The sequence below is a fragment of the Bradyrhizobium sp. NBAIM18 genome, from assembly GCF_020193825.1.
In the GTDB taxonomy this organism is placed as follows: Bacteria; Pseudomonadota; Alphaproteobacteria; order Rhizobiales; family Xanthobacteraceae; genus Bradyrhizobium; species Bradyrhizobium yuanmingense.
Map to the genome: position 1 here is coordinate 31,891 of NZ_JADYVO010000002.1, position 18,498 is coordinate 50,388.

18 protein-coding genes are annotated in these 18,498 nt (G+C 65.3%); 5 read left to right on the forward strand and 13 right to left on the reverse strand.

All coding sequences use genetic code 11. The features are described 5' to 3' along the window. Nucleotides 1-6 precede the first annotated feature (6 nt). A complete protein-coding gene (locus I6F17_RS04110) occupies nucleotides 7-258 on the reverse strand; it encodes a hypothetical protein (RefSeq protein ID WP_035999836.1) in 252 nt (83 codons plus the stop codon). Between the two features lie 194 nt (nucleotides 259-452). Between I6F17_RS04110 and I6F17_RS04115 the strand changes: the two genes are divergently transcribed. Beyond that, complete coding sequence (locus I6F17_RS04115) at nucleotides 453-1,682, forward strand: lytic murein transglycosylase (RefSeq protein WP_036033445.1); 1,230 nt, start codon at nucleotides 453-455, stop codon at nucleotides 1,680-1,682. 51 nt (nucleotides 1,683-1,733) lie between these two features. Here I6F17_RS04115 and I6F17_RS04120 read toward each other — a convergent pair whose 3' ends face one another. Continuing rightward, nucleotides 1,734-2,423, reverse strand: coding sequence for an NAD(P)H-dependent oxidoreductase (locus I6F17_RS04120; protein ID WP_225130387.1), 690 nt, complete (start codon nucleotides 2,421-2,423; stop codon nucleotides 1,734-1,736). Between the two features lie 108 nt (nucleotides 2,424-2,531). On the opposite strand from I6F17_RS04120, the gene I6F17_RS04130 reads away from it, so the two are divergent. Further along, nucleotides 2,532-3,416, forward strand: coding sequence for a LysR substrate-binding domain-containing protein (locus I6F17_RS04130; protein ID WP_276573269.1), 885 nt, complete (start codon nucleotides 2,532-2,534; stop codon nucleotides 3,414-3,416). A gap of 39 nt (nucleotides 3,417-3,455) precedes the next feature. Here the strand turns inward: I6F17_RS04130 and I6F17_RS04135 are convergent, their stop codons facing one another. From I6F17_RS04135 to recJ, 3 genes are all read right to left on the reverse strand, one after another. Then, the gene (locus tag I6F17_RS04135) at nucleotides 3,456-4,253 is read right to left on the reverse strand and encodes an aldolase (protein ID WP_225130385.1); all 798 of its coding nucleotides are present in this window, start codon (nucleotides 4,251-4,253) and stop codon (nucleotides 3,456-3,458) included. 97 nt (nucleotides 4,254-4,350) lie between these two features. Further along, nucleotides 4,351-5,160 carry a glucose 1-dehydrogenase gene (locus I6F17_RS04140; protein WP_225130384.1) on the reverse strand — a complete coding sequence of 270 codons (810 nt, stop codon included), beginning with the start codon at nucleotides 5,158-5,160 and terminating at the stop codon, nucleotides 4,351-4,353. 75 nt (nucleotides 5,161-5,235) lie between these two features. Continuing rightward, a complete protein-coding gene (gene recJ, locus I6F17_RS04145) occupies nucleotides 5,236-7,077 on the reverse strand; it encodes a single-stranded-DNA-specific exonuclease RecJ (RefSeq protein WP_225130382.1) in 1,842 nt (613 codons plus the stop codon). A gap of 283 nt (nucleotides 7,078-7,360) precedes the next feature. Here recJ and I6F17_RS04150 point away from each other — a divergent pair, with 283 nt between their 5' ends. Then, nucleotides 7,361-8,437 carry a methyl-accepting chemotaxis protein gene (locus I6F17_RS04150; RefSeq protein ID WP_225130380.1) on the forward strand — a complete coding sequence of 359 codons (1,077 nt, stop codon included), beginning with the start codon at nucleotides 7,361-7,363 and terminating at the stop codon, nucleotides 8,435-8,437. Nucleotides 8,438-8,615: 178 nt separating this feature from the next. On the opposite strand, the gene I6F17_RS04155 is transcribed toward I6F17_RS04150, so the two are convergent. From I6F17_RS04155 to I6F17_RS04190, 8 genes are all read right to left on the reverse strand, one after another. After that, nucleotides 8,616-9,677 (reverse strand): glycosyltransferase family 4 protein, encoded by a 1,062-nt coding sequence (locus tag I6F17_RS04155; protein WP_057029103.1) that lies wholly within the window; start codon nucleotides 9,675-9,677, stop codon nucleotides 8,616-8,618. Between the two features lie 131 nt (nucleotides 9,678-9,808). Next, nucleotides 9,809-10,024, reverse strand: coding sequence for a hypothetical protein (locus I6F17_RS04160; RefSeq protein WP_074447910.1), 216 nt, complete (start codon nucleotides 10,022-10,024; stop codon nucleotides 9,809-9,811). 136 nt (nucleotides 10,025-10,160) lie between these two features. After that, nucleotides 10,161-11,162, reverse strand: a complete 1,002-nt coding sequence (locus I6F17_RS04165) for a 4-hydroxythreonine-4-phosphate dehydrogenase PdxA (protein WP_225130378.1) — start codon at nucleotides 11,160-11,162, stop codon at nucleotides 10,161-10,163. Then, nucleotides 11,159-12,697: a tripartite tricarboxylate transporter permease gene (locus I6F17_RS04170; protein ID WP_225130376.1), complete on the reverse strand. Its 1,539-nt coding sequence runs from the start codon at nucleotides 12,695-12,697 to the stop codon at nucleotides 11,159-11,161. The genes I6F17_RS04165 and I6F17_RS04170 overlap by 4 nt, the downstream gene beginning before the upstream one ends. Before the next feature lie 12 nt (nucleotides 12,698-12,709). Continuing rightward, nucleotides 12,710-13,192, reverse strand: coding sequence for a tripartite tricarboxylate transporter TctB family protein (locus I6F17_RS04175; RefSeq protein WP_225130374.1), 483 nt, complete (start codon nucleotides 13,190-13,192; stop codon nucleotides 12,710-12,712). A 177-nt stretch (nucleotides 13,193-13,369) separates the two neighbouring features. Beyond that, entirely contained in the window at nucleotides 13,370-14,362 is a 993-nt protein-coding gene (locus tag I6F17_RS04180) for a tripartite tricarboxylate transporter substrate-binding protein (protein WP_036033491.1), read from the reverse strand. Nucleotides 14,363-14,413: 51 nt separating this feature from the next. After that, a complete protein-coding gene (locus I6F17_RS04185; RefSeq protein WP_036033494.1) occupies nucleotides 14,414-15,673 on the reverse strand; it encodes a CoA transferase in 1,260 nt (419 codons plus the stop codon). A gap of 9 nt (nucleotides 15,674-15,682) precedes the next feature. Continuing rightward, nucleotides 15,683-16,477, reverse strand: coding sequence for an enoyl-CoA hydratase/isomerase family protein (locus I6F17_RS04190; RefSeq protein ID WP_036033498.1), 795 nt, complete (start codon nucleotides 16,475-16,477; stop codon nucleotides 15,683-15,685). 118 nt (nucleotides 16,478-16,595) lie between these two features. On the opposite strand from I6F17_RS04190, the gene I6F17_RS04195 reads away from it, so the two are divergent. Next, on the forward strand, nucleotides 16,596-17,261 hold the full coding sequence (locus I6F17_RS04195) for a GntR family transcriptional regulator (protein ID WP_035999879.1): 666 nt from the start codon (nucleotides 16,596-16,598) through the stop codon (nucleotides 17,259-17,261). Between the two features lie 217 nt (nucleotides 17,262-17,478). Further along, the gene (locus I6F17_RS04200) at nucleotides 17,479-18,450 is read left to right on the forward strand and encodes an MBL fold metallo-hydrolase (protein ID WP_035999883.1); all 972 of its coding nucleotides are present in this window, start codon (nucleotides 17,479-17,481) and stop codon (nucleotides 18,448-18,450) included. Nucleotides 18,451-18,498: the final 48 nt, after the last annotated feature.

The window sequence follows — 18,498 nt, forward strand, 5'->3', positions numbered from 1 at the left end:
CGGCTGCTACCCGCCTTTCAAGGCGTTCTTGACTGCGCCGTCCGGCCAGCTCTCGTCGGCCGCGATCACCCGCACGCGGGTCTGGTCGGCGGGATTGACCAGCACGTGCGAATTCACCCGCTCACCGCTCGGCTCAAGACGCAGATCGGTTTCGGGCTTCCAGCTCAGCGTCGTCGCGAGGTCGCCGGGAAAGATCTTCCATTGCGATCCGTCGTCGAGTTCGACGATATGGCTTTCGGCATGTGTGCGTATCTTCATTCCACCCCGATGCTTCGATGAACAGGAAGGACGGCGCGACCACGGCCGGCTCTTCTCCTCGTCCTGGCGTGGAGGGAATGCGGGAGTGCGGCACTTGTTCCGGTGGGAACGACCGACGGGGTCGGGCCGAGTTGACGCACGCGGCCATTTCGGAACCGACTCACACGTGCCATGTTTCCGGCTAGAATGTGCCCATGAAGCACACTGATTCCTCGCCCCGTCACACACGCCGCGCCCTGCTCCAATCGACGCTCGGTGCAGCCGCTTTGCTCGCGCTTCCCACCCGCGCTCTCGCCGCGCCTCCCGGCTTCGACGAATGGCGCGAGAGCTTTCGTGCGCGCGCGATGGCAAAAGGTATTTCCGCCGCGACATGGCAGCGCGCGATGGGACGGGTCGAACCGGACATGAGCGTGTTCGCGCAGATGCGCAACCAGCCCGAATTCCGCGAGCAGGTTTGGCAGTACATCAACCGCCGCGTCTCCGACTGGCGCATCATCAACGGCAAGATCGCGCTGAAGAACAACGAGGCGCTGTTCGCCCGCATCGAGCGCGATTTCGGGGTCGAGCGCGGCACGCTGCTGGCGCTATGGGGCGTCGAGTCCGCCTATGGCGATCCGCTGGTGCAGCAGAACCACATGAGGCCGGTGTTTCCCTCGCTCGCCGCGCTCGCCTGGAACGAGCCGCGCCGCAAGGCCTATTGGGAGACCGAGCTGATCAATGCACTGCGCATCGTCGACAAGGGCTGGTCCACGCCTGAGGACATGCGCGGATCATGGGCCGGCGCGATGGGCCATTCGCAATGGATGCCGGAGGTCTGGCTCAATGTCGGCATCGACTATGATGGCAACGGCAAGGTCTCGCCATTCGGCAAGCCCGACGATGCGCTGGGCTCGACCGCAAAATATCTCGTCAATCGCGGCAAGTGGCATCGCGGCGAGCACTGGGGCTACGAGGTGCGCGCGCCCGCCAACATGAGCGGCAGCCGGACCTATGCGGCCTGGCAGGCAGCCGGCGTGACTCGTGCCGACGGCCAACCATTTCCGCAGCCCAACGCATCCGCGCAGATGTGGACGCCGGTTGCGGGCGGACCGACATTCCTGCTCGGGCCGAATTTCTACTCGGTGAAGAGCTACAACCCTTCCATGAACTACGCGCTGGCGATCTGCCATCTCGGGGATCGCTGCTTGGGAGCCCCGCCCTTCATCCAGCCCTTCCCGGGCTCCGAGCGTGCGTTGACGCTCGCCGAGGTGCAGGAGATGCAGACGCGCCTCACCAAGGCCGGCTTCGACACCGGCGGCACCGACGGCCGCGTCGGCAACGACACCATGAAGGCGGTCAAGGACTTTCAGCAGAAGGTCGGGATCGTGCCCGCCGATGGCTACGGCGGACTCAAAGTGCTGGCCAAGCTGCGGCAAACCAACTAGCGCGACTGGAAGCGCCGGCGCTGGCGCCTCCGCCGCAGCTGCAGCCGACCCTTAAGCCGCGTTTCGCTGTTCTGTCAGCTTCAGCAGCTCGTCGACGAGGTCATCCACGGCACGCTCGGCCGCGGCAATCGACGCCTGCAACCGATCATCGCCGAATTCGTCGTACTCGATTGCAATGCTATGGAAGGCCGTGATCCCGATGAAAGCAAACACGTCCCGGACGGCTCCTTCGAGATGATTGACGGCGGCCATATGCCCGCCCGGATCGTACCCGTAGTCTCCGCGCGAGCCGAGCAGGACAAGACGCTTGTCCATGCCCTCAAGCAGCGCCGAATATGGATTGTCCGGGCGTGATCGGTCGAAGCCAAACGTGCGTCCGACCCGAACGATGTTGTCTATGTATGCCTTGAACTGCGCTGGCACACCGAAGTTGTACATTGGCACGCCCGCGACGATCAGATCAGCTGAGATCAACTCGTCGACCAGCGCATCGCTTTCCGCCAAAGCCTCTCTCATCCATGGCTCGCGCTGATCGGGCTTCGCGAAGGCCGCCTTGACCCAGTCGTCCGTCACCTGACTCGGTGCGAAGCGACCGAGGTCGCGGCAGACGACGCGATCCCCCGGCCGCGACTGTAGCCATCGTTGGACGAAACGCTGAGTCAGACGCCTGGTGTGCGAACCGCGCGGATTTGCATCTGAAGGCTCTAACCGCGCGCTTGAATCGATTTGTAGCAGTTGCATTGCAGCACTCCTCTCATCTATTTGCCCAATAGATCGGTTCAGGTCCCGTCGTTGACAAACGAAAGTTGCTCAGCCTATGGATGAACTGCATTCATCCACGAGTTCGCGATGAGAAGGCTTCCTCCGCTGGCGGGATTGCGTGCATTTGAAGCGGCGGCACGTCACCTCAGCTTCAAGCGCGCGGCCGATGAGCTTCACGTCACGCCGACCGCGATCAGCCATCAGGTGCGACAGCTGGAGCAGACGGTCGGGGTCAGGCTGTTCGAGCGGCGGACGCGGCAGGTTCTGCTCACCGCGGAAGGTCAGGTCCTGCTTCCGGTCCTGCGCGACGGCTTTGATGCGTTTGCGCGTGTTCTGGAGGGATTGAGCCGCAAGCGACGCCGGGCGGTGGTCACACTTTCGGCGACGCCGGCTTTCACAGCCAAATGGCTGGTGCCGCGTCTTGCTAGGCTCCGAAAGAGCAGAGCCGACATTGATCTCACATTGCTTGCGAGCTTGGAGGTGGCCGATCTCAATTCGACCGCGGACCTCGCACTTCGCTACGGTTCCGGTCCTTATCCCGATCTGATCGCCGAGCCGCTCACGGTCGATCGTTTCGCGCCGGTGGTCAGTCCGCGCCTGGGCGTCCGAAGACCGAGCGACCTGCGCTCAGCAACGCTGCTACATTTCGACTGGCACCGTCGTGATGCCCGAAATCCGACCTGGCGGCGCTGGCTCAAGACGGCCGGCATTAACGACGTTGATGCGCGCGCCGGCGTGCGTTTCAGCGATGAAACCCATGCCATCCAGGCAACCGTCGCCGGCGCTGGTGTCGCTTTGCATAGTCTTGTGCTCGTCGCCGACGAACTTTCGCAGGGAACGCTGGTCGCACCATTCGGGCCGGAGCTGGAAGGCTTTTCGCTGCACTTGGTCCGCAGCCGCGACCGACCGCTCACCGAGCCGGTCGAGGCTGTACGACACTGGCTGAAGTCAGAGTTCGACGCGGCCCGCTGATACGCAGCGCAGCTCGCGCGCCGCGGAATGACATCGTGGTCAGTGCCGATATTGCGGCTCCTCCGCATCGAGCTGCCGCCGGATCGCGGCAAGATGCAGTCGAGCGGATTCGGAATCGCCCTCGCGCATCTGCCTATAGGTCTCCGCCGCAACGCTGGGATCGACCGGCAGCACCTTCCGCCCCGTCGACATCGCCAGCACCTGCACCTCGGCGGCGCGCTCGAGATAATAGAGATCGTCCCAGGCCTCCGCGATGGTCGGCGCCAGCACCATCACGCCGTGATGTTTCATGAAGACGATGTCGGCATCGCCGACGGCGGAGGCGATGCGGGCACCTTCGCGGCTGTCGAGCGCGAGGCCGTTGTAGTCGCGGTCGACCGCGGTGCGGCCGTAGAATTTCAGCGCGGTCTGGCCGGCCCAGATCAGGGGATCGCCCTCGGTCATCGACAGCGCCGTGGCGTAGGGCATGTGGGTGTGGAAGGCGACCTTGGCGCGCGGCAGCAGCCTGTGCATCTCGGCATGGATGTAGAACGCGGTCGCCTCGGGCACGCCCTCGCCGTCGAGCACGTTGCCATGGAAGTCGCAGATCAGGAGCTTTGACGCGGTCAACTCGCGAAAGGCGTAGCCGTAGGGGTTGACGAGGAACAGGTCGTCATGGCCCGGCACGACCGCCGAGAAGTGGTTGCAGATGCCCTCCTCAAAGCCGTTGCGCGCGGCCATGCGGAAGCAGGCGGCGAGATCCTCGCGCGCGGTACGGATCGCGTCGGTGGCGAGGTCCGGCCGGTTGGAACGGAATGGCGCGGGCGCGGGTGAAGAAGCGTGAAGGCTGTGCGCCATGGCGAAGGACACCTCTCTCGGTCGGGAGCTGCCCCATCTTGTACAGGGACTGCGCCTTCGCGTCAGCCCCTGCGGTCGCCACCCTGCCCTGCGCAGCTCAAGCGCGCCGCGGCACGCCGCCGGCATTCATGCCGCCGTCGATGACGAGCTCGCTGCCGGTGACGTAGCGCGAGCCATCGGAGGCGAGATACAGCACGCCCGAAGCGATCTCCGCGGCCTGGCCGGCGCGGCCAAGCGGCGTGACGACGCGGGCGCGCTCCTCCGGATCGATCGGGGCATTCTGGCCGGCGCCGGCCGCCCCCGTCGGGATCTTGCCCCATATCGGGGTATCGATGATGCCGGGGTGAACCGAATTGACCCGGATGCCATCGCCCGCGGCCGCGCATTCCATCGCGATGGATTTGGCGAACAGCCGCACGCCGCCCTTGGTCGCCGAATAGGCCGACAATCCGGGCGAGCCGCGCAGGCCCGCCAGCGAGGACATCATGATGATCGAGCCGCCGCCCGTTTTGCGCATCAGGGGCAGGCAATGCTTCACCGAAAGAAACACGCCATCGAGATTGATCGCATTCTGCTTGCGCCAGTCGGCGAGCGTCATGTCGACGATCGACGGCACGGAAATGCCGATACCCGCATTGGAGACGAGCACGTCGAGCCGGCCGAAGCGCTTTGCGATCTCGGCGACGATCTCGATCCAGCGCTCTTCGCTGGTGACATCCTGCTCCAGAAAGATCGCCTTGCCGCCGCCCCTGGTGATGCGCCTGACGAGCTCGGGGCCCCTCAGCTCGTCGATGTCGGTCGCGATGACCGTAGCGCCTTCGCGTGCGAACAGCTCGACGGTAGCCTCGCCAATGCCGGAGGCGCCGCCCGTCACCAGTGCGACCTTGCCCTCAACCTGCCCTGCCATGCTCACTCCCTTTTTTGTTGTTTGGACCCGCATGATCTTTGTCGGAAAATCGCTTCGCACTTTCCGGATCATGCGTCATCTAATCACGGATGGCCCCTGGTCCGGCAGCGCGACGTCGACGACGCGGAACTGCACACGCTCGGCGCCCTGGTAGCGATCGACCGAGAGCGAGCCCGCGACATGCAACTGCTGGCCGCGATTGGCGAGCAGCGCATTGCCGAGCTTCTGGCCGATCGAACGGAACGCGATGCCGTTGACGATGGCGCCGTCGCCCGCCTTGAAACGCAGGCGCAGATGCGCCTGCCCGACCTCGTCGGCAAATACGAGTTGATGCGCCGGCAACGCCAGCACCGGCTCGGGATTGCCGCTGCCGAAGGGACCGGCGCTGTTGAGCGTCGTCGCCAGCTCCGGCGTCACCGCACGGGCGGTGACTGCGCCGTCAATATAGAGCTCGTTGACGTGGCGCGCCTCGGCGACGTCGCGCGCCAGCGCGGTCTCGAGATAGGCGCGGAATTCGGCGAGCTTCTCCTTGCGCAGCGTCACGCCCGCGGCCATGGCGTGGCCGCCGCCCTTGAGCAGGATGCCGTCGGCGACCGCCTGCCGCACCGCCTTGCCGAGATCGACGCCGGCGATCGAGCGGCCGGAGCCGGTGCCGATGCCGCCCGGCTCCAGCGCAATGGCAAAGGAAGGCCGCGAGAACTTCTCCTTCAGGCGGGAGGCAACAAGGCCGACCACGCCGGGATGCCAGCCTTCCGAGGCCGTGACGATCACGGCGAGCTTGTCCTCCAGCCCGATCGAGGCCAGCGCCTCGGCTTCGGCCTGGGCTTCTGCCGCCTGCTCGATGACGCGACGTTCGCTGTTGAGACGGTCGAGCTCGGCCGCGATCCGCGCCGCCTCGACGCTGTCGCCTTCGAGCAGCAGCCGCACCCCGAGATCGGCGCGGCCGATCCGGCCGCCGGCATTGACGCGCGGCCCCAGCATGAAGCCGAGATGCCAGGCCTCCGGCGGGCCGTTGAGCCGCGCCACGTCCATCAGCGCGGTGTGGCCGACATGGTCGCGCCGACGCATCGCGATCAGCCCCTTGGCGACGAAGGCGCGGTTGAGACCTATCAGCGGCGCGACGTCGGCGACGGTGCCGAGCGCGACGTGATGCAGCATGCCCAGGAGATCGGGCTCGGGCATCTCGCTGGTCCAGAAGCCGCGCTGGCGCAGCTCGCGATTGACCGCCACCAGCGTCACCAGCACGAGGCCGACCGCAGCGAGATGACCGAGGCCGGAGAGGTCATCGGGGCGGTTCGGATTGACCAGCGCGTCGACCTCGGGGAGATCGAGGCCGCATTGGTGGTGGTCGATCACGACCACGGACATGCCGAGGCGCTTCGCCTCGGCGAGCGGCTCTATGCTGGTGGTGCCGCAATCGACTGTGATCAGCAGCGTGGCGCCCTTGGCCGCGAGCGCGCGCACCGCTTCTGTGTTGGGGCCGTAGCCCTCGAAAATCCGGTCGGGAATATGGATCAGCGGATCGAGCCCGCAATGGCGCAGATGCCAGGCCAGCAGCGCCGCCGAGGTCGCGCCGTCGACGTCGTAGTCGCCGAAGATCGCAACCTTCTCGCCCTTGGTCGCGGCATCCGCGATGCGTTTGGCGGCGGTCTCCATCTCCGTCACCGTGAACGGGTCCGGCAGCAGCTTTCGGATGGTCGGATCGAGAAAGTCGGACACCGCGTCGATGTCGACACCGCGGCCCGCCAGTACCCGCGCCAGCAGTTCCGGCAATTGGTGCCGCTGCACGATGGCGAGCGCCTGGGCTGCCCCGCGCCCGTCCAGACGGTCGCGCCAGAGCTTGTCGGTCAGCGAGCGCGCGACGCCCAGGAAGGCCTGAGGCGCTTCGACGGGGAGTGCGGATGCGAGAGGCGTCATGACGAGGGCTATCGATTGGGAACTCGGGTCCGGGCGATCACGCTCGGGGCCGCGACTGGCTTGAAAGGATTGGCTGGGAAACCCCGGCGATTTGCAACGGCCGGGACGCACAAAGCGGTGGATGGCCGGCAGCCAGGCCGGAGTGGCTACTATTTAGGCATTCCGTCAAACAGCAAATTAAGCAGGCGTTAGGCGGAATCCTCGAAAAAGAATCGTATTCGATCTGTAAGTCGTTGTTCCGGGTTCATTGCAGATCAGACCTCATTGCCAAGGGAAGTCCCCGATGTCTGCTGCGCTGGGTCTGAAAGCCAAGCCGATCGCCACCGAGCCCGCGGACGATGATTCCGACATCTCCGCGCTGATCAACCGCCTCACCGCGGAGGTCAACCAGATCGCGGTCGACAAGACCAAGTCGATCCAGCAGATCACCAACCACATGAAGATGCTGGCGCTGAACGCGCTGATCGAGAGTTCGCGCGCCGGCGCGCAAGGCGCGGGCTTTGCGGTGGTGGCGCAGGAGGTGCGCGGCGTCGGCCAGCAGGTCGAGACCATCGCCCGCGAGCTCGAGACCCAATTGACCAAACGCACCGGCGATCTCGTCGCCTCGATCGACCGCATGAGCCAGCGCTCCCGCGGCGAGCGGATGGTCGACCTGTCGCTCAACGCGATCGAGCTGATCGACCGCAATCTCTACGAACGCACCTGCGACGTGCGCTGGTGGGCGACCGATTCCGCCGTGGTCGATTGCGCGGCCTCGCCCAGTGCTGCGGCCGTCTCCCATGCCTCGCAGCGCCTCGGCGTGATCCTCGGGGCCTACACCGTCTATCTCGATCTCTGGCTCTGCGACCTCGACGGCAACGTCATCGCCAACGGCCGCACCGACCGCTTCCGCGTCGTCGGCCAGAACGTCGCCCACACCAGATGGTTTCGCGACGCGAAAGGCCTTCGCTCCGGCGACGATTATGTCGCCGGCGACGTCGAGAACCAGCCGCTGCTCGGCAACGCGCAGGTCGCGACCTATTGCGCCAGCGTCCGCGCCGGCGGGCAGGCCAACGGCGCGCCGATCGGGGTGCTCGCCATCCATTTCGACTGGGAGCCGCAGGCCCGCGCCATCGTGCAGGGCGTGCGCGTCGGCGACGGCGACAAGGCGCGCGTATTGCTGGTCGATTCCAATTTTCGCGTGATCGCGGCGTCCGACGGCCAGGGCATCCTCAGCGAACGCATCTCGCTGTCGCTGAACGGCCAGCGCTCCGGCTTCTATCAGGAACGCACGGGCACACTGGTCGCGTTCCATGCCACCCCGGGCTACGAGACCTATCGCGGGCTCGGCTGGTACGGCGTGATCGTCTGCGGCGCGTGAGGCAAGCGGGCCCGCCTCGATCAAAACTCGCGAAAACAACCCCATGCATAGTAGCCAAGGGGTTGTCTTACCTCGCTGTTTTTGCACGCGCGAAGATTCTTTGACACGTCGGGCAAAACAGAAGGAATGACACCTCATTGGGCGCGGCGATCTAGCACAGCGACATCGCCGCCTCCCTTCACCTTTCCGACATTTGCGTGTTGACCTTCCGAGCTGCCGCGGCAGCCAGCTTGCGGTACTGATCTTCGTACTGGCGCGCCATTCGGTATGCGGTGAAGCGTTCCTCGAAGCGGGCGCGCACTCTCCTTCGATCCAGCTTGCCCAATTCGCCGACCGCCTTGACCGCCTGCTCCTCGTTCTCGACGATGAAACCGGTTAGGCCGTGCTCGATGACCTCAGGGACAGAGCCGGAGCGATAGGCGATCACGGGCGTTCCGCACGCCATCGCCTCGATCATGACCAGCCCGAAAGGCTCCGGCCAAGCGATCGGAAATAGCAGAGCGGCTGCTCCGCCAAGGAATGATTGCTTCTTCACGTCGTCGACTTCGCCGATAAGCTGGATCATCTCACCGTCGATCCGGGGCGCAAGGTGTTTCCTGAAGTAGGCAGTCTCGGCGCGTGGAATCTTCGCGGCGATGCGAAGAGGCATCCGGGCTGCGTGCGCGATGCGGATGGCGTCCTCCGGACCCTTGTCCTCCGTGAGACGGCCAAGAAACGCCAGATAGGATCCCTCCTCATAGGATGGATCCAACAGCTCCGACGACAGCCCGTGCTGGATCGTTCCAATCCATTTCGCATCCGGAAGCGGCAGGCGCTGGTGATCCGAGATCGACACGAAGCTTGCTTCTGGGAACTGCCGAACCACGTCAGGCAAGCCAGGCAAGTCAAGGCGGCCGTGCATGGTCGTCAGGAACGGTACGCCAAGGCGACTGAGCAACGGCAGCGGAAGCCAGTCGATATGGGCGTGGATCACATCGAAGTCGTTGGCTCGTCTCGCGATCGCTTCCAGCAGCATCGCGCAGGCTGCGTTCGGATCGGCGCCCTTCCGGCCGAGACGCAGCGCGCGTGGCCATACCGGGTGGAGTTTGCCTCTCGTTCGGGAGTCACCGCTGGCAAACAGCGTGACGTCGTGACCGAGCTCGACAAGCTCATCCACAAGCCAGGCTACCACCCGCTCGGTGCCGCCGTAGAGCTTCGGAGGGACGCTTTCGGCAAGCGGAGCCAGCTGGGCGATACGCATTGGAGCTCGCTATATCGCTGAACGCACGATCAGCACGATGGCCGCAGACAGAAGGTTCGAAATCGCGAGCAAGGTCCAATCCGGCCTTGCGCTCGCGCTAGCCAGCCGACAGATACCGCCCTCGATGAGCCTCAACATTCGTCATCGGAAAGCCGCTCGAGATAGGCAAGCCCGAATGCTGCGAGTTCCTGGGCATCACCGTTACTCTCGCGCGCTTCCCGCCTCCCTTGCAGATGACGCTCGAGCAGGCAACGACGGCCATCCGCTGCATCGACGCTGCGATGCCGGGCAAGGTACACGCACCAAGCGGTGTCCACCGCTGTTCGTAGCGGGCTGTCGTCGACCATGTTCCAGCTCCGACGTGGAAGATGTTCATGGGGCGCCAACTCCTCGCGACGGCGGAAGTTTCCAGTTTTTCCCTAAAGTCTAAGTCTGCGCGCAAGGCGAGCGCAATCAGCGGTCGCTCCCTTCGCGCGTGCAAGTTCAGCCGAGACGACGCGCCGCCATCTCCGCGGCGAGCAGCAACGCGGCGCGGCTGGCGCCGATCGATGCGATGCCTTGACCCGCGATGTCGTAGGCGGTGCCGTGCGCGGGCGTGCAGATCGGGAACGGGAAGCCGCCGAGCAAGGTCACGCCGCGATCGAAACCCATCAGCTTCATCGCGATCTGGCCCTGGTCGTGATACATCGTCAGCACGGCATCGAAGGCGCCGGCCTTGGCGCGCAGGAACACGGTGTCGGCCGGAAACGGTCCCTCCGCGGCAATGCCCTCGCTCTGGCTTGCTGCGACCACCGGCGCGATCACGTCGATCTCCTCGCGGCCGAAATTCCCGCCGTCGCCGGCATGGGGGTTGAGGCCTGCGACCGCGATGCGCGGCCGCGCAAAGCCGGCGTTGCGCATGCAGGAATCGGTTAGTCTGAGCGCGCGATGGATGCGTTCGCCGGATAGCTTCGCAGCGACGTCCCTAAGCGGGATGTGCGAGGTGACCCGTGCGTTCCAGAGCCGGTCCAGCACGTTGAATTCGCTTGCCGGCGTCTTGAGACCGACGACCTCGGCGGAGAACGCGATCTCGTCGTCGTACTCGGCACGGGCAAGGCGCATCGCCTGCTTGTTAAAGGGGGTGAAGCAGACCGCGTCGACATGGCCGTCGCGGCCGAGCTCGAGCGCATGCCGGTAATTGGCCAGCGCAAATTTTCCGCCGGCAAGAGTCGCTTTCTTCGGCTCGACCTCTCTGGGGGTGAGGTGGCGGAGATCGAACAGCGCATCTTCCTGCGCTGCGCGAAGATCGGCGCCCTGCTCTATCATCGTCAGTGCCGGCTTGACGCCCGCAATGCGCGCGCCCTCGTCGAAAATGCGGCGATCGCCGATGACGACGAGCCGGCAGCGCGCGCGGATGTCGTCCTGCACCACGAGCTTGGCCGTCAGCTCCGGGCTGATGCCGGCGGGATCTCCCATGGCCAGCGCAATCAGCGGCTTTGCGGTCATATGATCGCCCTTTCCTGGACTGGCGCATCGGTCGCGGGCGACGCAGGTTTGCGCCAGAGCCGCGGCAGCTGCAGCAGAAGCGGAAGCAGCAGCAGCGCGATGCCGCCTAGAATCAGGCACGTCACCAGCTTGTTCGCAAAGAAAATGCCGAGAGATCCCTTGGAGATCAGCATCGACTGCCGGAAGGCGTCCTCGGCCTTGTCGCCGATGACGATCGCGAGCACCAGCGGCGCCAGCGGATAGAACAGCTTCTTGAAGAGATAGCCGACGACCCCGAAGCCTAGCATCATGACGACGTCGAGATAGGAGTTCGACACCGAATAGGCGCCGACGACGCAGATGATCACGATCAGCGGCGCGATCACCACGAAGGGAATCCGCATCAGGGCGGCGAACACCGGGACCGTCAGCAGCACCAGGGCGACGGCGACAATGTTGCCGACATACATCGAGGCGATCAGGCCCCAGACAAAATCCTTTTGGTCCACGAACAGCATGGGCCCGGGATTGAGGCCCCAGATCATCAACCCGCCCATCATCACGGCCGCGGTTGCCGAGCCCGGAATGCCGAGCGAGAGCATCGGCAGCAGCGCGCTGGTCCCGGCGGCATGATCGGCCGTCTCCGGCGAGACGATGCCTTCGACCTCGCCCGTGCCGAAATGTCGGCCGCGCCGTGAAAAGCGCCGCGCGATACCGTAACTCATGAAGGAGGCCGCGGTCGGGCCGCCCGGCGTGATGCCCATCCAGCATCCGATCGCGGCACTGCGCAGCAGGGCGACGCCGTGCCGCGGCAGGCGGCCGACGGCGCGAAACACCTCGCGCCAATCGATCTTGGAAGAGACCGCGCGGGCGTGAAATTCCTCCTCGACGGCGACCAGCAGCTCGCCGATGCCGAAGAGGCCCATCACCGCGACGACGAAGCTGACACCCTTGACCAGCTCATCCACGCCCATGGTGAGGCGGACGCTGCCGGAGACGGTGTCGATGCCGATGGCGGCGATGGCAAAGCCGAGCGCCAGCGCCACGACGGTCTTGATCGGCGCCGCACCGCCCATGCCGACGAAGCTGGCAAAGGCGAGAAAATAGACCGCAAAATACTCGGCCGGCCCGAACGCGAGCGCAGCCTGCGCCACCCAAGAGGCGAGGAAGGTGATCAGGATGACGCCGACCAGCGCGCCAAACGCCGCCGAACCGAAGGCGGTCGCGAGCGCCGTGGTCGGCCTGCCGTCGCGCGCCATCGGATAGCCGTCGAAGGTGGTCGCCACCGATGACGGCTCGCCCGGAATGTTGAACAGGATGGAGGTCACCGAGCCCCCGAACAATGCGCCCCAATACATGCTGGAGAGCAGGATGATGGCCGAGACCGGCTGCATGCCGAAGGTGAGCGGCAGGAGCAGCGACACGCCGTTCGGCGCGCCCAGCCCCGGCAAGACGCCGACGAGAATGCCGAGCAGCACGCCGACTACCATCAGGACCAGATGCGGCACCGTGACCGCGATGGTGAAGCCGTGCAGGAGCTCCTGGAGATTGTCCATCCCGCCGCTCCCTCAGAACCCGAGCGCGGAAGCGAGCGCGCCGCGCGGCAGGCTGACCTGGAACATGCGTTCGAACACGAGGTAGAGCGCCAGCGCCGTGGCTCCTGCCATGGCCAGCGCGCGCGGCACCGATTGGTGTCGGGGGATCGCCAGCACCGCGAAGACATAGAGAGCGGAGGCGACGTACATCCCGGCGAGCGGGATCGCAGCGACGAAGATGGCAGCCGGCACGAAAAGGCCGACGAGCCGGCGCAGCTCGATCGACGTGATCGCGATGGGAACGCTTGCGAGCGTCGCGGCCGGCACCACGCCTCGCACCAGATTGTAGAGGCTGCCGAGCACGACGATGATCCCGGTCAGGAACGGGAATGTGCCGGCGTCCACGCCTGCGCTGGACCAGCCGATGCCGTTGTCGAGGCTGGAGACGACGACGGCCACGCCGAAGCTGCCGGTGAGCACGGCGGTCGCAAGTTCAAGCGTGCGGCGTGAGATCATGGGCGGCTCCGGCGAAACAGTCCTCGTCCTGAGGAGCGCGCTTTGGCGCGCGTCTCGAAGGACGGCTCCAGGCGACATCGCATCCGCGGGCATCCTTCGAGACGCCCGCCTCCGGCGGGCCCTCAGGATGAGGACCACGGCTGCAGGTGGCGGCGCGATCGAAGCGCATCCTCGGCCTCACTTGACCAGCCAGCCCTGCTCGCCCGCGACCTGCTTGATGCGCTCGAGGTCCTCCTTGATGAATTTTTCGAGCTCGGCACCGGTGAGGAACGTGTCGACCTGGGAGGTCTTCTCGATGTAGTCCTTCCACTCCGGCGTCGCCTGCACCTTCTTCATGAGGTCGACATAGAACGCGGCCTGCTCCGGCGTGACCTTGCCGGGCAGCCACACCGTGCGCGGCTGCTCATATTGCTTGATGTCGAGGCCCTGCTCGACGCAGGTTGGAACGTCGCCCCAGCCTTCCGTTGCGGTCACCTTCGGCCCCTGCGGCAGCCGCTTCGGGCTGAACACGCAGAGCGGGCGCTGCGTGCTGCCGCGCCATTGCCCGAGGCTTTCGCTGGGGTTGTTGACGTGGGAATCGAGGTGTCCGCCGGCGAGCTGCACGGCGGTCTCGGCGCCGCTCTTGAACGGGATATAGGTCAGCTTGACCTTGCCGACCTTCTCGATCATGCGCGTCAGCACCTCGTCGGTGTCCTTGGACTGCGCGCCGCCCATCTTGAATTCGCCCGCTGCGGCCGCCTTCAGATAATCGCCTGCGGTCTTGTACGGCGCGTCCTGCTTGACCCAGAGCAGGAACTCGTCCTGCGCCATCGCCGCGATCGGCGTGAGATCGGTGTAGTTGAAGGCGACCTTGGAGACGAGCGGCTGCTGCCAGGCGTTCGACGTGCCGAAGATCACCTTGTAGGGATCGCCGGCGGAGGCCTTGCCGTAGACATAGCCTTCGGCGCCGCTGCCGCCGCCCTTGTTGACGACGACGATCGGCTGCTCGGTCAGCTTGTGCTTGGTGATGATGTTCTGCACCGCGCGCGCGAGATTGTCGGTACCGCCGCCGGGGCCGGCGGTGGCCACGAACTCGATCGGCTTTTGCGGTTGCCAGGCGCTGAGCGCCGGCATGGTGCCGGCGAGCACGGCTGCGGCTGCGGAGAGCAGAAATGTTGACGTCCGACCCATGATTTCCTCCAGCTGATCTTTATCTTTTGTTGTTGTCGTATCGACGTCCGGTCAGGCGACGTGTTCCTCGCGTCGTTCCCGGGCCGAGACGATTGCGCCTTCTTTTTCGAGCGCTTCGATTCGTGACTGGTCGAACCCATGCTCGGCCAGAACCTCTTTCGTGTGCTCTCCATAGACCGGTGCGCCTGATCGCACTTTGCCCGGGGTCTCCGAAAACTTGATGGGAAGCCCGATCGTCTTGACGGGCCCGAGCGTGGAGTGCTCGACCTCGACGACCATCTCGCGCGCCAGCGTCTGCGGATCGCTCAGCGCCTCCAGCATGTCGTGCACGGGGCCGCACGGCACGCCCTTCTCGTCCAGCGCCGCGAGCCAATGCGCCCGCGATTGCTTGCGGAAGCGTTCGCTGAGGACGGCTTCGAGCTCCTTCAGGTTGGCCATGCGATCGGCACCGGTGACGAAGCGCGGATCGTCCGCGAGCTCGCTCGCGCCGAGCGCTTCCAGCATCAACAGCCAATGCTTCTTGTTGGCGCCGCCGACCACGAGCCAGCCGTCCGAGGCTTCGAAGGCCTGGTACGGCGCGTTGAGCGGATGGGCCGAGCCCATCGCGCGCGGCGCGGTGCCCGCGGCGAGCGCGATGGTCGACTGCCAATAGGTCTGCACCAAGGCGGCTTCATAAAGCGAGGTCTCGACCCATTGGCCTTCACCGGTCTTGAGGCGATGGGTGTAGGCGGCCAGGATGCCCATGCTCGCGAGCAGGCCGGCGGTGATGTCGGACAGCGGCGGCCCGCACTTGACGGGGGGACCGTCGGCGCGCTCGCCGGTAAAGCTCATGATGCCGCTCATGGCTTGCGCGACGAGATCGAAACCCCTGCGATGCTTGTAGGGGCCGGTGCGGCCGAAGCCCGACAGCGAGCAATAGATCAGCGCCGGGAATTCCGCGTGCAGCGCCTCATAGCCGAAGCCGAGGCGCTCCATCGCGCCCGGCGCAAAGTTCTCGACCAGCACGTCGGCATCGGCGATCAGCCGGCGCAGCACCTCTTTGCCGCCGTCGGTCTTCAGGTCCAGCACGATGCCGCGCTTGTTGCGGTTCATCATCAGGAAGGACGCCGCCTCGTCGCCGATCTTCGGCGGCACCGAATGACGGGTGTCGTCGCCGTTCGGCCATTTCTCGATCTTGATGACGTCGGCGCCCATGTCGGCAAGCATCAAGGTGCAGGTCGGACCTGCCATGACATGGGTGAGGTCGATGACCTTGAGACCGGCCAGCGGTCCGGAACGGCGAGAGGTGGATTGCGATGGATCGCTTTGCATCGGCTCGTCCTATTGGCCGCGCCATTGCGGCGCGCGCTTGTTGAGGAAAGCATCGAGCCCTTCGCGAAAATCCTGGCTCGTGTAGCACATCAGGATGAGGTCTTCGCCCTCGTCCTGCGTCAGCCGGCGCTGCAGACGGCTGACAGCCTGCTTGGTCGCATTCAGCGTCAACGGCGCATGGCTCGCGACGAGCCGGGCCACCTCGTCTGCACGTCGTTCAAGGGCGGCAAGATCGTCGACGACCTCGCCGAGCAGCCCGACGCTTGCGGCCTCCCCGGCATCGACGAGGCGCGCAGTGAAGATGAGATCCTTGACGCGCGCGGCGCCGATCAGTGCGGTGAGACGGCTGACATTGGACATCGACAGGCAATTGCCGAGCGTCCTGGCGATGGGGAATCCGATTTTTGCGCTTGTCGTGCCGATGCGGAGGTCGCAGGCCGCAGCAATGCCGGCGCCGCCGCCGGTGCAGAACCCGTTGATCGCCGCGATCGTCGGGACCCGGCATTGCTCGAGTGTGGTCAGCACCCGGTCGATGCGGTTCTCGTAGTCGATGGCGTCCTGCGGCGTCCTGAATTCGCGGAACTGATTGATGTCGGTGCCCGAGGCGAAGGCCTTGTCGCCGGCCCCGCGCAGCACCAGCACCTTGATGTCATGGTCGCGGTTGGCCTCCTCACAGATCGCGGCGAGCCGCTCGTACATCGCGAAGGTGAAGGCGTTGCGGGCCTGCGGGCGGTTGAAGGTAATCCGCCCGATCCCGCCGTCGCGCCCGAACACGAGGTCTTCTGCCTCCACTTGCAGGTCCATTTCCTCATACCTTTCTGCTTTTTTACATTTTTGAATGCAAAACTCGGGATTTTCAAGCTGGAACTTGGCCAGATGGGCGTATAAGTTCACTTTTGCATTCAAAACTGAGCCCAGAGCCATGCTTCACGACGAGGTCGTCAACCGCATCCGCGCCATCCTGCTCGACGGCGAAATCCCGCCGGGCGCGCGGATTCCCGAGCGCGAGCTGTGCGAGCGGCTCGAGATCTCGCGGACGCCGCTGCGCGAGGCGCTCAAGGTGCTGGCGGCGGAAGGGCTCGTGCAGCTGCTGCCGCATCGCGGCTCGCGGGCAGCAAAGCTGACCGACAAGGACATGCGCGACCTGTTCGAGGTCTGCCAAGGCTTGGAGGCTCTCGCGGGCGAACTCGCCTGCGAGCGCATCAGCGACGCCGAGATCGACGCGATCGCCGCCGCGCATGCGGACATGGTGCAGCACTATCGCGAGCGCGACCTGATCCAGTACTACCGCGGCAACCGTGCGATTCACGAAGCCATCGTGACCGCAGCGGGAAATCCTGTGCTCGCCGGGCTTTACGCCTCGGTGACCGCGCGCATCCGGCGCGCGCGCTATGTCACGCCGATGACGGCGCAGCGCTGGGCGCTCGCGGTGAAGGAGCACGAGGCAATCCTCAATGCGCTCCAGCGCCGCGACGGCGTCGGCCTCGCCCACATCCTGCGGGCGCATCTGCGTCACAAGCGCGAAGAGGTGCTACAGGCGGGCTTTGCCGAGACGGAAGGCAGTGACGTCACGTTGAGAATTGCGTAGCGCGCAATTCCGCGCCTTGGCGCAGCCGGCTTTGCACGTCGCTTTCGCGCTCCGACTATCGTTCTCGTTCAGCCTGCAGTGCCAAGTAATTCCACTTGCTAGCTTGTCGCAACCGGCGCAGCATGCTTTCCGCCGCCCTCCGGCCACGCGGCCGGTCGAGCGGCCGCTTACCGCGCCAACGATTGCGCAAAACAAAAGACGAAAGCGGAGGAAAAGAATGACATTCGATGTCTCGCGTCGGTCCCTACTCGCACTCGGGGCCGGTCTCGGCGCCAGCGCCATGCTCGGCAGCAGCGCGATGGCGCGGGCGCCCAAGCTCGGCACCCAGACGCCCTACTGGCACCGCTTCATTCTCGGCGATGCCGAGGTGACCGTCGTATCCGACGGACCGCTTCCGCTCGGCGATCCCTCCGGGACGTTCACCGGCGTTCCCAAGGAAGAGGTCAAGAAGATGCTGGCCGACAATTTCCTGTCGCCGGACAATGTCGTGCTCGAACAGAACTCGCCGATCGTGAACACCGGTGACAAGCTCATCCTGTTCGACACCGGCATGGGCTCATCGAAGATGTTCGGCGCCAGCACCGGACGGCAGCAGAAGAGCATGACGGAGGCCGGCATCAAGCCGGGGGACATCGATGCCGTCGTGTGCTCGCATGCCCATATCGATCATATCGGCGGCATCGTCGACGAGGGCGGCAAGCCGCTGTTCCCCAATGCGCAAGTCTACATTGCCCAGAGCGATTTCGACTTCTGGACGGACGAGGGCAAGCTCGGCAGCGCCGCCAAGGACTTTGTCGTCCACGCCCGCAAGAACCTGCTGCCGGTCCGCGATCGGCTCAAGTTTTTCAAGGACGGCGAGGAATTCCTGCCCGGCGTGCAGGCGATCGCGGCGCCCGGCCACACCGTCGGCCACACCATCTTCATGGTCTCGTCGGCGGGCAAGTCGTTCGCCTTCCTCGGCGATCTCTCGCACCATTCGGTGCTGCTGCTGGAGAAGCCGCGGATGGAGTTCTCCTACGATTCCGACCCGAAGCAGGCGGCCGAGTCGCGCGTCAAGCTGCTGACGATGCTGGCGACGAACAAGATCCCCGTGATGTCCTATCACTTCGCCTGGCCTGGTTATGGCCATGTCGCCAAGGCCGGAGATGGTTTCCGCTACTATCCGGAGCCGATGAAGATGACGTTGTAGCCGTCAGTTCAGATCCGGGCGGCGCGGGCCGCCCGGACCTGTGCGGTC

Bases quoted from the DNA above. Each gene is read 5' to 3' on its own strand.
- I6F17_RS04110 (WP_035999836.1), bottom strand. From the start codon at position 258: ATGAAGATACGCACACATGCCGAAAGCCATATCGTCGAACTCGACGAC.
- I6F17_RS04115 (WP_036033445.1), top strand. From the start codon at position 453: ATGAAGCACACTGATTCCTCGCCCCGTCACACACGCCGCGCCCTGCTC.
- I6F17_RS04120 (WP_225130387.1), bottom strand. From the start codon at position 2,423: ATGCAACTGCTACAAATCGATTCAAGCGCGCGGTTAGAGCCTTCAGAT.
- I6F17_RS04130 (WP_276573269.1), top strand. From the start codon at position 2,532: ATGAGAAGGCTTCCTCCGCTGGCGGGATTGCGTGCATTTGAAGCGGCG.
- I6F17_RS04135 (WP_225130385.1), bottom strand. From the start codon at position 4,253: ATGGCGCACAGCCTTCACGCTTCTTCACCCGCGCCCGCGCCATTCCGT.
- I6F17_RS04140 (WP_225130384.1), bottom strand. From the start codon at position 5,160: ATGGCAGGGCAGGTTGAGGGCAAGGTCGCACTGGTGACGGGCGGCGCC.
- recJ (WP_225130382.1), bottom strand. From the start codon at position 7,077: ATGACGCCTCTCGCATCCGCACTCCCCGTCGAAGCGCCTCAGGCCTTC.
- I6F17_RS04150 (WP_225130380.1), top strand. From the start codon at position 7,361: ATGTCTGCTGCGCTGGGTCTGAAAGCCAAGCCGATCGCCACCGAGCCC.
- I6F17_RS04155 (WP_057029103.1), bottom strand. From the start codon at position 9,677: ATGCGTATCGCCCAGCTGGCTCCGCTTGCCGAAAGCGTCCCTCCGAAG.
- I6F17_RS04160 (WP_074447910.1), bottom strand. From the start codon at position 10,024: ATGGTCGACGACAGCCCGCTACGAACAGCGGTGGACACCGCTTGGTGC.
- I6F17_RS04165 (WP_225130378.1), bottom strand. From the start codon at position 11,162: ATGACCGCAAAGCCGCTGATTGCGCTGGCCATGGGAGATCCCGCCGGC.
- I6F17_RS04170 (WP_225130376.1), bottom strand. From the start codon at position 12,697: ATGGACAATCTCCAGGAGCTCCTGCACGGCTTCACCATCGCGGTCACG.
- I6F17_RS04175 (WP_225130374.1), bottom strand. From the start codon at position 13,192: ATGATCTCACGCCGCACGCTTGAACTTGCGACCGCCGTGCTCACCGGC.
- I6F17_RS04180 (WP_036033491.1), bottom strand. From the start codon at position 14,362: ATGGGTCGGACGTCAACATTTCTGCTCTCCGCAGCCGCAGCCGTGCTC.
- I6F17_RS04185 (WP_036033494.1), bottom strand. From the start codon at position 15,673: ATGCAAAGCGATCCATCGCAATCCACCTCTCGCCGTTCCGGACCGCTG.
- I6F17_RS04190 (WP_036033498.1), bottom strand. From the start codon at position 16,477: ATGGACCTGCAAGTGGAGGCAGAAGACCTCGTGTTCGGGCGCGACGGC.
- I6F17_RS04195 (WP_035999879.1), top strand. From the start codon at position 16,596: ATGCTTCACGACGAGGTCGTCAACCGCATCCGCGCCATCCTGCTCGAC.
- I6F17_RS04200 (WP_035999883.1), top strand. From the start codon at position 17,479: ATGACATTCGATGTCTCGCGTCGGTCCCTACTCGCACTCGGGGCCGGT.